Below are 16,174 nucleotides of genomic sequence, written 5' to 3'. Positions count from 1 at the left end.
AATTTCAAATTAAAAATACAGTGAAATTTGATGTATTATTATTTCATTTTGTGATTCAGTTATCTTTTATGTGTTGATTTTGTGTTTTTTGTTGTTAATAATTAAGAAAATATAAATGAGTTTACTTTTGAAAAGTAAAAAGATAAGAGCAAAATTAAATGAATAAAGTCTATAAATTAGTTTGGAATCAAGCTTCAAATTCTTGGATTGTTGTATCTGAGTTGGCTAAAGGTAAGAAAAAATCATCTAAAATTTCAAATATTGTTTCTATTGCCACATTAAGTATGACTGTAGGTCAGTATGTTGTTGCTGGGACCGAGTTGGGCGTTGGGGCTACTGCTGTACCAGCATCTGCTGTTGCAATTGGACAGGGAGCTAATGCTGCAGGTGAAAATGCAATTGCAATTGGTAAAAATGCATTTACAGATTCGTTGACAGGTATGGCTATAGGGTTGAATGCTAAAGCTTTAGCTGGTGGTGCCTCGGCTATAGGTCAATCTGCAAATGCTTCTGGCGTTAACTCTTTTGCTATAGGAAAAGATTCAGTTGCTTCGGCCCTTAATGCTTTCTCCTATGGAGCAGGAGCTCAAGCAACTGCAGGTGGAGCTGTGGCAATTGGTGGTATGGCAATATCATCTGGTGTTGATTCGAGTGCATTTGGTCGTGGGGCGGTAACAGAAGGTTTAAACAGTGTTGCGCTAGGTTCATATTCTAGGGCTGCTTCGGAAAATGGTACGGCATTGGGTTCTTATTCAAATGCTGGAGGTATTCATTCGATTGCACTGGGTCGTAGTGCACAAGCATTAGCGGGTGGATCAATTGTTTTGGGCTATCAAGGAACTGCAACAGCTGCGGCTACTGATAGTATGGTACTTGGTCGTGGTGCAACAGCTTCTGCACAAAATGCAATGTCTATAGGCTATTTTTCTAGTGCGGGTGGTCTGAACTCTATAGCATTAGGGAATGCAGCAAATGCAGTAGCAGGTGGATCAATTGCGATGGGTTCTGGCAGTATTACGACTGTTAGTGCTGTAGATAGCGTGGCACTTGGTCGGGGTGCAAAAGTCTCTGCACAAAATGCAATATCTATGGGTTATTTTTCTAATGCATCTGGAGATAGGTCAGCAGCTTTAGGCTCTGGTGCTGCTGCATCAGGTCAATTTGCTACTGCCTTAGGGCGAGGCTCTAATGCAGCGGCAGATAGTGCACTTGCTTTGGGTGCTCAGGCAAATGCATTAGGTATTTCCTCAATTGCACAAGGTACTAATGCGCAAGCATCTGGACAAAATGCTGTAGCGCTTGGTGCAAACTCATCAACTATTGGTAATGATGGTATTGCTTTAGGTTCTGGAGCAAATACAAGTGCAATTTATGGTGTTGCAATAGGTCATTCTGCAAATGCTAGCAATAATCAAGCTATTGCCTTAGGGGCATCGGCACAAGCGATAGGTGTTAATAGTGCTGCATTATCAACTTTTGCAAGTGCTATAGGTGATCGATCAATAGCTGCAGGTTCGGGTTCAAATGCTGTAGGTGACTCATCTATTGCTTTGGGCCGTGTATCTATAGCATCGGCAAGTGGGGCAGTTGCTTTAGGTTGGTCGGCAAATGCGAATGCAGAAAATGCATAAGCAATTGGTAAAAATGCTGTTGCGTCCGGTATTTCCTCAATTGCTCAAGGTGCTAATTCGAAAGCATCGGCTGAAAATGCAATTGCACATGGTGCGAATACGGTTGCATCTGGAAAAAATGCTGTAGCGCTTGGTGTAAATTCATCCACTATAGGTAATGATGCTGTTGCACTAGGCTCATCGGCAAATGCAATAGGGGGAAATGCCATTTCAATTGGTATTAACTCATTGGCTTCTGGTAATGATGGTATTGCCTTAGGTTCTGGAACTAAAGCTGTAGTTAATGCTGTTGCTTTAGGGGCATCTGCACAAGCGACAGGTGTTAATAGTGCTGCATTATCAACGTTTGCAAATGCTTTGGGTGATCGATCACTCGCTGCGGGTTCTGGCTCAAATGCTGCAGGTGACTCATCTATTGCTTTTGGTCGTGTATCTATAGCATCGGCAAGTGGGGCAGTTGCTTTAGGTTGGTCGGCAAATGCGAATGCAGAAAATGCACAAGCAATTGGTAAAAATGCTGTTGCGTCCGGTATTTCCTCAATTGCTCAAGGTGCAAATGCACTTGCTAGTGCTAGTAATACTGTTGCAATAGGTAATGGAGCTGTCTCGAATTTTGCAGATAGTGTTGCATTAGGTAGTGGCTCGGCAACAACTGCGCCAATGGGAGTGGGTTTCATAACAGGTACAGCAGTACCAACATCTGTAGTGTCAGTCGGTACAGCTTCAAATTTGCGCCGTATTCAGAATGTAGCAGATGGCTCAGCAATGCAAGATGTTGTTACCGTTGCACAACTATTAAAAACGCAAGAAAACGTCGGTAATATTATTGGTCCTTCAGCAACATTGGACAATGGTAACTTAACTACTACAAATATTGGTGGGACTGGTAAAAATACAATTGATGCTGCATTACGGGTTGTTAAAACAGAAGTTGAAAAAGGAAAGAACACGACAGTTGATTCTAAGACAGGCACAAATGGTCAAACGATTTATACAATAAATGCAGATAGCAGTTCAGTTACAGGCTCAACAGGGGTAACAGTGAGCGCTGGTAGCAAAGATACCAATGGCAATACGGACTATGTCGTAGATCTATCAGCAGCGACAAAAGACCAGATTCAGGCAGGTACGGATGCAGCGAATACGGTATCGACACAAGGCTTAACCTTCACAGGAACCTCAGGAACAACAGGTGTTAAGAAGCTTGGGGACACAGTTTCGATTGTAGGCGCAGATACGAACATCACGACCACAGCAGATGGCACGGGTGTGCAAATTGCGTTATCAAAAGACCTGACATTAACAGATGGTAGCATTAACTTTGGTGGCACAGGTCCAGTGATCAACAAAGGTGGCATCAACATGGGTGGCACAACGATCACCAATGTTGCAGCAGGTGTAAACAACACAGATGTGGCAACAGTAGGACAATTAACAAAAGTAGAAGCTGGAACGAATACCACTGTTACGACTGCAAAAGGTTCAAATGGAGAGACGATCTATACAGTAAGTGCTGTGCAAGGTGGTCAATCGGTACAAAACACAGTATCAGCAGGAACGTCAGGTTTAGTGACAGTAAAAGCCTCATCAACAGGTGGTGCGACAGATTACGAAGTAGATTTAACAGAAGAAGTAAAAGACCAGATTCAGGCAGGTACGGATGCAGCGAATACAGTATCAACTAAAGGCTTAACCTTTACAGGAACCTCAGGAACAACAGGTGTTAAGAAGCTTGGGGATACAGTTTCGATTGTAGGCGCAGATACGAACATCACGACCACAGCAGATGGCACGGGTGTGCAAATTGCGTTATCGAAAAATCTAGTCGATCTGAGCAGTATAACGGTGAAAAATGGTGTAGATGGAAAAGATGGCACAACTGTTATAGGTCAAAATGGGATTAGTGTAACAGGTCCAGAGGGTTCAAAAGGAGAACCTGGTAAGACAACCGCAATTACTGGTGGGACGATAGAAACAGAAACGATTCATCTTGCAGGTAAGGATGGAAAAGATGGCGTTGACTTAACCTCAGACCTTGTTGATGGCTTTGTAGAATATGACCGCAATAAAGATGGCAGTATCAACAAAGACAGTATTACATTAGCAGGTACACCAAGTACATCGACAAAGAATGCAGATGGCACCATTACGACGATAGGCGGTACAGTCATTAGTAATGTTGCAAGTGCTGGAGATTACAAAGATGTTGCGAATGCAAGCAATGCAGTAAATGCGGGTGATTTAAACAACGCAGTAACCGGTGCTACGACAGAATTAGCAAATAAAGGTCTTCACTTTGGAGCGAATTCAGGCGATCTCTATAAAGCGAAGCTAGGAGATACGATTTCGATTACAGGAGTAGCAACGAATACAGACTTTAGTCAGTCAGATGCAGGTAAGAACATTTATACGCAAGTTGATGACAACGGTAATATTGTTGTTGGGTTGGCGAAAAATCTAACGCTAACAGACGGTAGCATTAACTTTGGTGGTACAGTCATTAATAATACTGGTTTAACAATTGTTGGTGGTCCTAGTATTACGGTATCGGGTATTAATGCAGCGGGTAATAAGATTACTAACGTTGCAAAAGGTACAGCAGATAATGATGCTGTTAACTTTAGCCAGTTGAAAGCACTAGAAGATAACTTTAAAAATTATACAGGTGGTATTACCTCTGGCGTTGGTAATGTCGCTGTAAGTGGTAACTCTGGAGCAGGATATCAATCAACGACAGATGTTAAAGTTGTTATCAAAGGTGATGATACCAATACTACTTTTGCCAACTCTGATGAAGGGAAGAATATTTATACTCAAGTAAATGCAGATGGCGGTGTTATTGTTGGCTTAGCTAAGAATGTTGATTTAACAGCTGATGGTAGTTTGGATGTAGGTACCACGAAGGTTGTAGATGGCGAGATTACTGGTTTGACAAATAAAGATTTGTCAGCGAGTGATTTTGGTGAGGTAGGTCGTTCGGCAACAGAAGAGCAACTGGGTCTTGTTAAGGCAGATGTAGACAAAAACACAACCAATATTCAAAACTTAACAACTCAAATTAATAACTTAGATGTTGGAAAAGGTTTAGTTCAGCAATCTGATCCAACAGCTGAAATTACTGTAGCAAAAGATACAGGTGGTACAGTTGTTAATATCCAAGGTAAAGATGGTGTGGATAGGACTATTTCTGGCGTATCTGAGGGTGTTAAAGGGAACGATGCTGTTAACGTCAGTCAATTAAATAAAGTATTAGGTGGTGAACTTGATTCTGTAACAAATACATATATTGCACCAAATTATAATGTTGCTGGTAATACATACAATAATGTTGGTGGTGCTATTGATGCATTAGATAAAGCAGATCAAGCAACTAATACCAGAATTGATAATTTAACAAATAATATAGAGCAAGCTTTCTATAATACAAACAGTCGTATTAATGATGTAGAAAAACGTGCAAATGCTGGTATTGCAGCAGCTATGGCTCTTGAGTCGGCACCATATGTTCCAGGAAAATTTACATATGCTGCTGGTGCTGCATACCATGGTGGTGAAAATGCAATTGGTGTGACGTTAAGAAGAACTGCTGATAATGGGCGTTGGTCTCTAACAGGTGGTATTGCTAAAGCAAGTGAAGGTGATGCAAGTTTCCGAATTGGTATTAGTGGTGTGATTGACTAAAAGGTAAATTTAAATTGAAGGTGGGAAAGGGAAATCATATCTATTTCCCACCTTTTATTAAAAAAATTAAGGAAATAAGAATGTATAATAAATTATTAATTGGCATTTTTTTAGCATCTATCATTGGTCTAAACGTGCATGCTAATAATATATCAACAGATTTAGAGATTAAATTTCCAGAAATTAAGCAGAGCTATTTGAAGCAAATAAATCGTTTTGAAATAGATCAGTTAAAGCGTCTTGATGTCGGCTTAAATAAAGATCAAATTCGATATATTTTAGATAACCCTCATTTTAATGAAGGATTATTTGCTGTGAAAACATGGAATTATGTACTAGATGTTCGAGTTCCTGATACTAATACATATAAACGTTGTCAATTACGTATTGATTTTGATAAGCAAGTTCTAGCATTTACTTATTATTGGAAGGGTGAGCAATGTCAAGAGTTGTTAAATTATGGAGTAATAAAAGAGCAAGTTGAAATTAAAAAGCCGAAAGTGGGAATAAAGCAAGCCAGTGTATTTTTTAAATTCGATAGTTCAGATTTGAGTACTGCAATGACGAATATGTTGTTAAATGATATATTAAATGAGATTAAGCAATCTGGAAGTACAAATATCGTTGTACGAGGATATGCAGATCCGATGGGTAGTATTCATTACAATCAAAGATTATCTGAATATAGAACGAATGCTCTTGTAACGTATTTAGTAAATAATGGTATTAACCCAAACTATATTACGGTAGATGCTAAAGGTGCTACTGAACAATATAAAATTTGTAATGTTGAGAATATTCAGAGAAATAGAAAAGATTGTTTAGCACCAAATCGTCGTGTTAATATTTCATGGTAAAACAATGATATTAAAAATAATGATAGAGGCATTTATGAATAGAAAAATGATTCTTTTATTGAGTGCGATTTTATTTGGTACCCAAGTCTTTGCTATAGAAAAAGATCAGATTAATTTAAACAATATTTTTTGGGGGACATGGGGGTTATTTAATCCAGCAACATCATGTACTGAAGATTACCAATTTAGCCAACCAGGAAATTTTGTTTATAAAGCACAACAAAAGGTACTTAGTGGTGAGTTTGCTATTATTCGTAATAGCAATGCAAAAAATTTAGATTTACTTGTTCTTGATATTCAAAATGATAATCGCAAAGTAGGTTGTGGAGCAGATGCTAATAATTATCAAGGGAAAAAATCTAATTTTTTCCTAAAATGGATTTCTACAACTTCGGCTGAAATTTGTGTAGATGACATTGGTAAGCAATGTACAGGTTTATATTTAAATAAAAGATAAAATAGATATGAGAAAAGAGTCCTTAGGGGCTCTTTTTTATAGCTTTTATTTATGCAAAATTGAAAAAATATTCATATAAGTTTTATATTTTCTCTTTGCATATAGCGGTATAGTAGAAAAAGTACCATGAATTGATTAAAAAATTCATGTAGATGATGAAAAGTTCAGTGATCATGCTTTAAACACAGGTTATAGTATGAAAGCTCAGTCTTTGGCTGATATATTGAATATAAATAGGAATATTTTGCCAGAATAAGATGCGTTCTTATTCAAGCATATACATTGTTGGAAAACACCATGCCAGATTATCGTTCAAAAACATCAACACACGGAAGAAATATGGCCGGCGCACGTGGCTTATGGCGTGCTACAGGTATGAAAGATGAAGATTTCGGTAAGCCTATTATTGCTGTCGTAAACTCATTTACTCAATTTGTTCCGGGTCATGTACACCTAAAAGATTTAGGTCAGTTGGTTGCTGAACAAATTCAAGCATCTGGTGGTGTAGCAAAAGAGTTTAATACGATTGCAGTTGATGACGGCATTGCGATGGGGCATGACGGTATGCTGTATTCATTACCATCACGCGATTTAATTGCAGATTCAGTTGAATACATGGTAAATGCTCATTGCGCTGATGCAATGGTTTGTATTTCTAACTGTGACAAAATTACACCGGGAATGTTAATGGCATCTATGCGATTAAATATTCCAGTGGTATTTGTATCAGGCGGACCAATGGAAGCGGGTAAAGTCCAAATCCGTGGTAATGAACAAGCAATTGATCTTGTTGATGCAATGATTGTAGCAGCAGATGATAATTATACAGACGAAGAAGTTAAGGCTTATGAGCGTTCTGCATGTCCAACATGTGGTTCATGTTCAGGTATGTTTACAGCTAACTCAATGAACTGCTTAACAGAAGCTTTAGGTCTATCTTTACCGGGTAATGGTTCTACGCTTGCAACACATGCAAACCGTAAAAAGTTATTTGAAAAAGCAGGTCAATTGATCGTTGAAATTACCAAACGTCATTATGAACAAAATGATTACAGCGTATTACCACGTAATGTTGCAACTAAAGCATCGTATGAAAATGCAATGACTTTGGACATCGCAATGGGCGGTTCAACCAATACTGTTCTGCATTTGTTGGCTGCTGCGCATGAAGCAGAAGTTGATTTTACAATGGACGATATTGACCGTTTATCTCGTAAAGTACCTGTACTTTGTAAAGTTGCACCAGCAGTTAAAAATGTACATATGGAAGATATTCACCGTGCAGGCGGCATTATGTCGATTCTTGGTGAATTAGACCGCGCAGGCTTGCTTGATACTTCTGTACCGACGGTTCATGAAGCGACTTTAAAAGATGCTTTAGATAAGTGGGATATTATTCGTACTGAAGATGAAGAGGTATATAACTTCTTTAAATCGGCACCGGGTGGTGTACCAACACAAACTGCATTCTCACAAAATCGTTATTACACACGTTTAGATGGTGACCGTGAAAATGGTGTGATTCGTAATGCAGAACATGCCTTCTCTAAAGATGGTGGTTTAGCAGTACTTTACGGCAATATTGCACTTGATGGGTGTATTGTAAAAACTGCAGGTGTTGATGAATCAATTTTAAAATTCAACGGTACAGCACGCGTATTTGAGAGCCAAGATTCTGCAGTAGATGCGATTTTAGGTGGTAAAATTACAGCAGGCGATGTTGTTGTGATTCGTTACGAAGGTCCGCGTGGTGGTCCGGGTATGCAAGAAATGCTTTATCCAACAAGCTACTTAAAATCGAAAGGTTTAGGTAAAGATTGTGCACTTATCACAGATGGTCGTTTCTCTGGTGGTTCATCAGGTCTTTCAATTGGTCACGTTTCTCCTGAAGCTGCTGAAGGCGGTGCAATTGGTTTGGTTGAAGATGGCGATCGTATTGAAATTGATATTCCTAACCGAACTATTCATTTAGCTGTTGATGAGGCTGTAATGGCATCTCGTCGTGAAGCACAAGAAGCAAAAGGTTGGAAGCCTGCAGAAGAGCGTCCACGTAAAATTTCTAAAGCACTTAAAGCTTATGCAATGCATACGACAAGTGCTTCTAAAGGCGCAATACGCGAAATCTAAGCATGCATTTTTGCTAAATTAGCATTTAAAAAGCACTCATTTTTGAGTGCTTTTTTATGAAAAAATTTTACTAAAGTGGTTAAACATTGTTTAATTATGCAAAATGAAATTTATCAAAATATTGAACATTTCATTTTGAATTGTTATAAATTTTTTATCCAGCCTATACTATTTTCATTCTTTTTTTATTGAATGTATGTTTAGTACAGTTGCTGAACATGAAACATTTTTCGAGGCTTATCCCATGTCATTGCTACGCCGTTGGTTTGATCCAATCCGATCGAGCTGGTTTTATCAAAAACCTACTCGCCAAGAGGTGTTGTCTACAGATATGGGATTAACGGTTCATTTACGTTTAGATGATGTTTATAGCTATTTAGCAGTTCAGCAATTACCACAATTAGAAGAAATATTAATCAAAGAATTAAAGCCACTGAAAGTGGTGATTTCGAGAAAAACAGCTGAACCACCTAACCAAATGTCTGCAATGGAGTGGCAAAATTATTGTTTAAATGACGCCAAAATTTTGTCTAAACAGCATCGTTTTAGTTTTCATGAAACACCAGAACAACCAACAGATGAAGCAATAAAGCAAGCTGAAACAATTTTGAAGAATACGCCATTAAGAGGGCAAGATTTTTTATACTTATTGGAAGATGTTTTCCATATGCTTTGGCAAAAACAATATGGAAAATTACGTACGCTTTATGCCATGGCAAGCCAACATCATAAAGTTCAAAATTTTGAAGAACGTATTTTTAATGATGATGAGGTTTTGGTCAGTTATTTTCAGTTTGGTGACCGAAAGTATCATGCGGTAGATGATTTATTGCGTTTAACACGTCGCTTAAAAAGACAAAATCTACTGACGGGCAATCCAATTTTTTTGATTAACCATATTGAATGGCGTGAGCATTTAATTAGTGATGCAGAAGAGCTCAATGAAATACAAAGTTTAGACCCAGAGTTGGATTTATATATTGCTTTAGAAGATCCAATTTCGTGGTTGTTATTGGCATATATTAAAGAAGAATTAGCTAATTATTATAATATTCAATTAAAAGTATATCCGCTTACTTATCATGGACGTGATCTATTTGATTGGAGCTTGGCAACTCGTTTATCAAAGCGTACAGAAGTTGCATTTACGCCTTTTTGCAGACCCACTGAAGAAACTACAATTAATATGGCAAAGCTCTTTTATAGCGTGCCTGAAGAACAACAAATTGATGCAATTCATCATATTTTAAAAGCAGTATGGACAGAAGGAAAAGATTTATCTTATACGCCACATTTAACTGAATTAATGCGTGAATTAGAAATTAAAAAATATGCAGATTTAGATGTTCTTTCAAAACTTGAAGAAAACGATATTCATTGTGAAATGAAGTCTCAACCTAATTTTCCAGTGCTCGATTTAAGAATAGATGGGCAGAGTTATGTATTTAATAGCTTATATCGTGTTTGGATGATTGAAAGTATTTTCAGTAACGTGTTAGAAGAGAAGTATAAAAACGCAAGTAATATAGATAGTGAAACGGAAAAATGAAAAAAGAAAAAGTGGAATCTTTGGAAGAAGCCCGCAGCCGCATAGATATTATTGATGATGCATTAATTGAACTGATTGCAACGCGGCAATTTTATGTTGATCAGGTCATTCGCTTTAAGCGTAAATCGGAAGATGTTAAGTCACCACGTATTGAAGAAGTTGTTGAAAAAGTTCGAACTTACGCATCTGAACAAGATTTAGATCCAGATTTAATTGAAAATATTTATAGGGAAATGATTCAGCATTTTATTCGCCGTGAATTAAAAGAAATTCGACCATAAAAAAACTCCTCATTTGAGGAGTTTTTTTATCGCATATATTATTCAGCAACTTCTACAGTTAGACCGTAAATAAATGCATCTGTTGAGGGCTTTTTAGTATTGTCAGGATTTGCTTCTGGATAAGATGTTGTAATTAAATAAATACCTGCTTTCTCGAAAGGTACTTCGATTTCGCCTTTTGCATTTGATTTTACTGTTGGTAATTCACGAGTTTTATCTTTGTCGAAATGACCAGCACCTTTAAATACTTCAAACTCTAAATTTGGTACTGTTTTACCATTAAACAGAACTTGGGCTTTTAAGGAATCACCTTCATACAATTCACTTGGGTGAGTTAAAAGTTTTAATTCAAACCCTTTTTTTGTTGGCGCTGGAATTGGGCTAGGTTTGCCTTTTGTTACATAAGATTCAGCAATAAATTGGTTTTTCACTTCTAATTTTTCAGCCTTTTCAGGCACTTGATCGGCAGAAATAACGCGAGGAATTTGAGTTGTAGTCGGTGCTTTTTCGACTTCAGCTTTTAGCACTTCTGGTTTAGGTGCTGCGGCATTTGACGCTTGTGGCATTGGAGCACGAACAGGACGGACACGTAACCAACGACCATCAACTAAAGCATAATTAGAACTATTCCCCAAAGCATCTTTAGTTTGGATTTTATATGTACCTTCAGTTTTTAAATCAAACTCTGCAACGTTAAAACGCTTTAAAGAAGCAGCTGCATTTAATGCTTTTTGTTCGCCATTTGGCTCAGTAATTATATAAGTTGTTTTGAAGTTCGCACTTGGTACATAAAACTTTTCAACCGTCATACCACTTTGGAAACTTAAATTTGAAGTTGTGATATCAAAAGCTTCTGGCAAGATGTATGGGCTAACAGTGTGGGCTTGGCTCAAAACTGGTAAAGAAGAGAGCAATGCAATTTTTAACCAATGATTCATTGAACCATTCTCCATAGTTATATCGAAATTATCTGTTGTAATCTACTTGATAACTACTCTCATTATCAATAATATTTGAAAAAAATCTTCTGGTGAATCTTAATGATTTCAATGATCCAAAAAAATAAATGCGCACAAGCCACATTTAAACTCACACCATTAGTGATGGCATTAGTATGTATTACACCAATGAATGTAAGTGCGACAGAGTCAGTTTTATTAGATGGTCAAATTGAGCAGGAAGAATCTACGGTACATCGTTTTCATCGAGATTATGTACTTGGTACATCTTTAGATGTAGTTGTGACAGGTGTTTCAAAACAAGACGCTAAGTTAGCTTTAGATGCGATTCAATCTGAAATTGCAGATTTAGATCAAAAGCTTTCAATTTGGCGTGAAGATAGTGAAATTTCTGCATTAAATAAAAATAAACAAGGCGAAGTTTCGGCAGAATTATTTGAAGTGATTGCAGCATGTGAAGCATGGCGCAGCAAAACATGTGGTGCTTTCGATGCACGTTTAGGTCAGCTCATAACCCTTTGGGAAAAAACACAAGGTATTACCGATTTAGACACGGAAACACATGCACAAGTATTGAGTTTATTGAAACCAGATAGCGTATCTTTAGAAGCATCTAAACAAAAAGTGAAGATGGATGATGCAGTTGCATTTGCACCAGATGCTTATGCAAAAGGCTATATTATTGATCGTGCGATGCTTGCTGCACGTGCCAAAGTACCTGCGGTTGAAGGTTTGTTAATTGATATTGGTGGTGATATTCGTGTTTGGGGTAGCGCACCGAAAAAAGAGAGTTGGAGTATTGGTGTTCAAGATGCATTTAATCATCACGATTTAGCCGTACCTACCGATATTTTAAAATTAAAAGATCAAGCCGTTGCATTTAGTGGTCAAGGTTATCGTTCACTTGCAGATCAATCACATTTAATTGATCCAAAAACAGGTATGCCATTACAACATGTTGAACAATGTGTTGTTGTGGGCACATGCGCAGCAGATGCAGATGCGCTTGCTACGGCACTTGCTGCAATGTCACCTACTGAAGGTTTAGCACTAATAGAAGCACTTGTTGGCTATGAAGCTAAACTGACTATGACAGATGGTGCAACTTTTCAAAGTGCAGGCTGGAATGGTTTATTGGAAAATAAACCTGTTCAAGTTGAAATGCTTACGGTTGCTGCGAGTTCTTCTACAAAATGGCCAGCAGGTTATCAAGCGACTATTGATTTAACGATCCCAAAAATTAATGTAGAAAAATATCGTGCTCCATACGTTTCTGTATGGATTACAGATGAAAATAAAAAAATTGTAAGAACCCTTGCTGTTTGGGGTAAAGACGAAAAATGGATTAACTCAAACTATGTTTGGTGGCGCCGTTATGGTCGTCAAATGACAAACTTAGACGCAGTTGCAAAACCGTCACGTCAGCCAGGTAACTATAAGTTAGCTTGGGATGGTAAGGATGATCAGGGCAAGACGGTTGCAGCAGGTCAATACATCGTTCATATCGAAACTTCACGTGAACATGGCGATCATTCATATCAAATGATTGATCTTGATGTGAAGGCGAAACCTTCGAGTCACAGTTTGCCAGCTCAAGCAGAGATTGGTAGCGTGAAACTTAACTTCCAAAAAATTCGTTGATCCTTAACTAGGATCATAAGGTCTAAATCGTGTACCAACGCCGTGATTTTTACCGCCATGCACGCTATGTGCATGGTTGGTTATCTGCATTTGCATTTATTGTGCTCATTTTTTTCTCACTAACAGGGTTGTTCTTAAACAATCCAAGTTGGTTTGAGCCTGCACAAAATGAAACTACAGTAAAACTTGAATTACCTGAAAAGGTCGTTCAATCTCTTTTAAAGCAAGAAAATCCATCTACAGAATTAATTGATTATGTTCGTGAAAAGGAAACCGTGATTGGGCGTTTTCAAAGTAGTGAGGTTCTTGATGGTGAGGTGATGATTCGGCTAGAAAGCCCTGCGGGTTCAACCGATATTTGGGCTTTATTAGATACAGGCGAAGTTGAAATTACTCAAAAACCAGTAACGACAGTATCTTTAATTAATGATTTACATCGTGGCAAAAATGCGGGAATGGCTTGGAGCTGGCTCATTGATATTAGCGCGATTGTGATCATGATTTTATCAATTGCGGGCTTTATCTTATTCCTTAGTATAAAAACTCGTTTGATGACGCATTTATTGATTACAGCTTCAAGTTTGGCTGTATTAATCATTTTTATTTGGCTTGCTGTGTAGGCAAATGTTATGACACAAGCAACCATTTTTCTTATTGGTATTTTTGGATTTTTATTCTTTGTCTATTTATTTTCAATTGTATGGCTTTGGCTAAATCAGTCTAAAAATATACCAAAAATACAGCTTGATACGGATACTTATTTAATCATCTATGCAAGTCAATCAGGTCAAGTAGAGCGTTTTGCTCGTCAAAGTTATACGCAGCTCAAAAGTATAGGTATATGTGCTGAATTAATAAATATAGAGCAATTAAAGTTTGAAAATTTACAGCAAACATCACGTGTTCTATGGATGGTCAGTACCTATGGTGAGGGGGATGCCCCAGATTCTGCCCAGAATTTTCAGCAGAATATCATGCAAAAAAATATCGATTTGTCCCACATATCTTTTGCTGTTTTAGCTTTTGGTGATCGACGTTATGACAATTTTTGCTATTTTGGTTTAGAGCTCAATACATGGCTTTTGAAACAACAGGCACATCCATATTTTGATGCTATTTGTGTGGATCAATATTCTGAAATAAATTTAGAACAGTGGTCTCATCATTTGTCACAAGTCATGGGTCATGAGTTGGAACTGAGCAAACTAGCAAAAAATTGGATTGATGTTTCAATGCAAACACGTACACATTTAAATGCATGTAGCTTAGGTGAACCGATTTACCACATTGAAATGTCACGTGAACATTTGCAGTGGCAGTCGGGTGATATTCTTGAAGTTCAGGCTGCAAATACAAATTTGGAAATTAGAAATTTTTTAAATGAAGTCGGAGAAGATTCAAGTAAAACAGAATACGTTCAAACTTTAAAATTTAAAAATATTCGTCAAACTCCACCTCGCATAGCAGAAGAAAGTTTTTCTGATTGGATAGCTCAATTTGAAAATTTAGCGACACGAGATTATTCAATTGCATCTATTCCCGAACAAAATACTTTAGGTTTAGTCGTTCGTCAGCATCAAACTGAACAGGGCTTAGGCTTAGGTTCAGGCTGGTTAACATTGGGTGCGAATATTACTGAAAATGTACGTGTAAATGTGCGTCACAACTTGACTTTTCAGTTAGAAAATACCGCAAAACCAATGATTTTTATTGGGAATGGTTCAGGTATTGCAGGTTTGTTATCACATTTGTATCGCCGTGAAAAATCAGGTTTTGATCAAAACTGGTTGATTTTCGGTGAACGGCAAAAGTCAGCCGATTATTTATTTGAACAACAGCTTGAGGCTTGGAAAAAATCTTTATTTTTACAGCATTTAGATATGGTTTTTTCACGTGATCAAGCTGAAAAAAAGTATGTTCAACATGTCCTGATTGAGCAAGCTGATCGGTTACGTGCATGGGTGGAAAATGGGGCATATCTATATGTATGTGGTAGCTTGGAAGGAATGGCACAAGGGGTCGATGAAGCATTAAAAGAAGTGCTAGGTCATACAACTATTGAGCTATTAAGAAAGCAAAAACGCTATCGTCGCGATGTGTATTAAGTTTTATATTTTATGAAATAAAGCTCCTTTTCTAGGGGCTTTTTTATTGCCGATTTAAAGCCTCAACTTTTTATTGAGGTGTACTTCAAAAAACACTGATTTTTAAAATTAAAGAATTTGAATAGCATAGCGACATATGCAAATAGGTGGCATTCATGGTTTGGTTTGTTATTACGGTTTTTGCTTTAGCTGGAATGATTAAAGGCACGATTGGCTTGGGCTTACCTGCGGTTTCGATGGGTTTATTGACCATGGTCATTAGTCCATTTCAGGCAGCAACTTTATTAATTATTCCATCGATGGTAACAAATTTTTGGCAATTATTTGCTGAAGGACGAGTACTACAATTGATTCGCCGTTTTTGGTTGTTGTTGCTTGGAATTATTGTTGGTTCTATTTGGAGTGTTTTTCCAACGTTAGGACATAGTGATTTTAATAGCGAGGCTTTGTTGGGCGGGATGCTTGCTCTGTATGGAGTGTATGGTTTATGTGCCAAAAGTATGCCCAATTTGTCGAAACATGAAAAATGGCTCTCGCCTATTATAGGGTATTTAGGTGGTGCTTTAACGGTAGCGACAGGGGTGGTGGTAATTCCTGTTGTGCCATATTTGCAGACTTTAAATTTGCAACGAGATGATCTGGTTCAATCGCTCGGCTTGGCATTTACTACATCAACGATTTGTTTGGCTGTATTTTTACATCAGAATCCTGTTGAAAATCTGCCTATAGATTATGTGATGTCTGCTATTGCATTGATTCCTGCTTTAATTGGAATGTGGTTAGGCACAAAAATTCGTTATCGTATTTCTGAACAAAAATTTCGAAAAGTGTTCTTTTTCGGCTTAATCGCTTTAGGTAGTTATATGATTTTACGATGAAAATTAAC

The 16,174-nt window shown here is 37.6% G+C and carries 12 protein-coding genes; 11 read left to right on the top strand and 1 reads right to left on the bottom strand.

Features of this window, described 5'->3' with window-relative positions; all coding sequences use genetic code 11:
• Nucleotides 1–158: 158 nt before the first annotated feature.
• The 7 genes from AC5YDH_RS10440 to AC5YDH_RS10410 all read left to right on the top strand — a co-directional run bounded on the left by AC5YDH_RS10440 (nucleotide 159) and on the right by AC5YDH_RS10410 (nucleotide 10,583).
• Nucleotides 159–1,631, top strand: a complete 1,473-nt coding sequence (locus AC5YDH_RS10440) for an ESPR-type extended signal peptide-containing protein (RefSeq protein ID WP_496119251.1) — start codon at nucleotides 159–161, stop codon at nucleotides 1,629–1,631.
• Between the two features lie 3 nt (nucleotides 1,632–1,634).
• Nucleotides 1,635–5,312: a YadA-like family protein gene (locus AC5YDH_RS10435; RefSeq protein WP_496119253.1), complete on the top strand. Its 3,678-nt coding sequence runs from the start codon at nucleotides 1,635–1,637 to the stop codon at nucleotides 5,310–5,312.
• Between the two features lie 80 nt (nucleotides 5,313–5,392).
• Nucleotides 5,393–6,169 carry an OmpA family protein gene (locus AC5YDH_RS10430; RefSeq protein WP_496119249.1) on the top strand — a complete coding sequence of 259 codons (777 nt, stop codon included), beginning with the start codon at nucleotides 5,393–5,395 and terminating at the stop codon, nucleotides 6,167–6,169.
• 4 nt (nucleotides 6,170–6,173) lie between these two features.
• Nucleotides 6,174–6,626, top strand: coding sequence for a hypothetical protein (locus AC5YDH_RS10425; protein WP_496119247.1), 453 nt, complete (start codon nucleotides 6,174–6,176; stop codon nucleotides 6,624–6,626).
• A 297-nt stretch (nucleotides 6,627–6,923) separates the two neighbouring features.
• Complete coding sequence (ilvD, locus tag AC5YDH_RS10420) at nucleotides 6,924–8,753, top strand: dihydroxy-acid dehydratase (protein ID WP_496119245.1); 1,830 nt, start codon at nucleotides 6,924–6,926, stop codon at nucleotides 8,751–8,753.
• A gap of 244 nt (nucleotides 8,754–8,997) precedes the next feature.
• On the top strand, nucleotides 8,998–10,302 hold the full coding sequence (locus AC5YDH_RS10415) for a hypothetical protein (RefSeq protein ID WP_496119243.1): 1,305 nt from the start codon (nucleotides 8,998–9,000) through the stop codon (nucleotides 10,300–10,302).
• Entirely contained in the window at nucleotides 10,299–10,583 is a 285-nt protein-coding gene (locus AC5YDH_RS10410; RefSeq protein ID WP_496119241.1) for a chorismate mutase, read from the top strand. Before AC5YDH_RS10415 ends, AC5YDH_RS10410 begins: the two co-directional genes overlap by 4 nt.
• Before the next feature lie 38 nt (nucleotides 10,584–10,621).
• Here the strand turns inward: AC5YDH_RS10410 and AC5YDH_RS10405 are convergent, their stop codons facing one another.
• A complete protein-coding gene (locus tag AC5YDH_RS10405) occupies nucleotides 10,622–11,521 on the bottom strand; it encodes a DUF4198 domain-containing protein (RefSeq protein WP_496119239.1) in 900 nt (299 codons plus the stop codon).
• Between the two features lie 102 nt (nucleotides 11,522–11,623).
• On the opposite strand from AC5YDH_RS10405, the gene AC5YDH_RS10400 reads away from it, so the two are divergent.
• The 4 genes from AC5YDH_RS10400 to AC5YDH_RS10385 all read left to right on the top strand — a co-directional run bounded on the left by AC5YDH_RS10400 (nucleotide 11,624) and on the right by AC5YDH_RS10385 (nucleotide 16,166).
• A complete protein-coding gene (locus AC5YDH_RS10400; RefSeq protein WP_496119237.1) occupies nucleotides 11,624–13,183 on the top strand; it encodes a DUF2271 domain-containing protein in 1,560 nt (519 codons plus the stop codon).
• Nucleotides 13,184–13,212: 29 nt separating this feature from the next.
• A complete protein-coding gene (locus AC5YDH_RS10395) occupies nucleotides 13,213–13,803 on the top strand; it encodes a PepSY-associated TM helix domain-containing protein (RefSeq protein WP_496119235.1) in 591 nt (196 codons plus the stop codon).
• Between the two features lie 9 nt (nucleotides 13,804–13,812).
• Complete coding sequence (locus AC5YDH_RS10390) at nucleotides 13,813–15,288, top strand: sulfite reductase subunit alpha (RefSeq protein WP_496119233.1); 1,476 nt, start codon at nucleotides 13,813–13,815, stop codon at nucleotides 15,286–15,288.
• 155 nt (nucleotides 15,289–15,443) lie between these two features.
• Nucleotides 15,444–16,166: a sulfite exporter TauE/SafE family protein gene (locus AC5YDH_RS10385; RefSeq protein ID WP_496119232.1), complete on the top strand. Its 723-nt coding sequence runs from the start codon at nucleotides 15,444–15,446 to the stop codon at nucleotides 16,164–16,166.
• Nucleotides 16,167–16,174: the final 8 nt, after the last annotated feature.

It is taken from the genome of Acinetobacter sp. FY683 (assembly GCF_059515885.1).
Note: the sequence above shows the minus strand (reverse complement) of the source record. Positions and strands in the feature narration are given on the sequence as shown.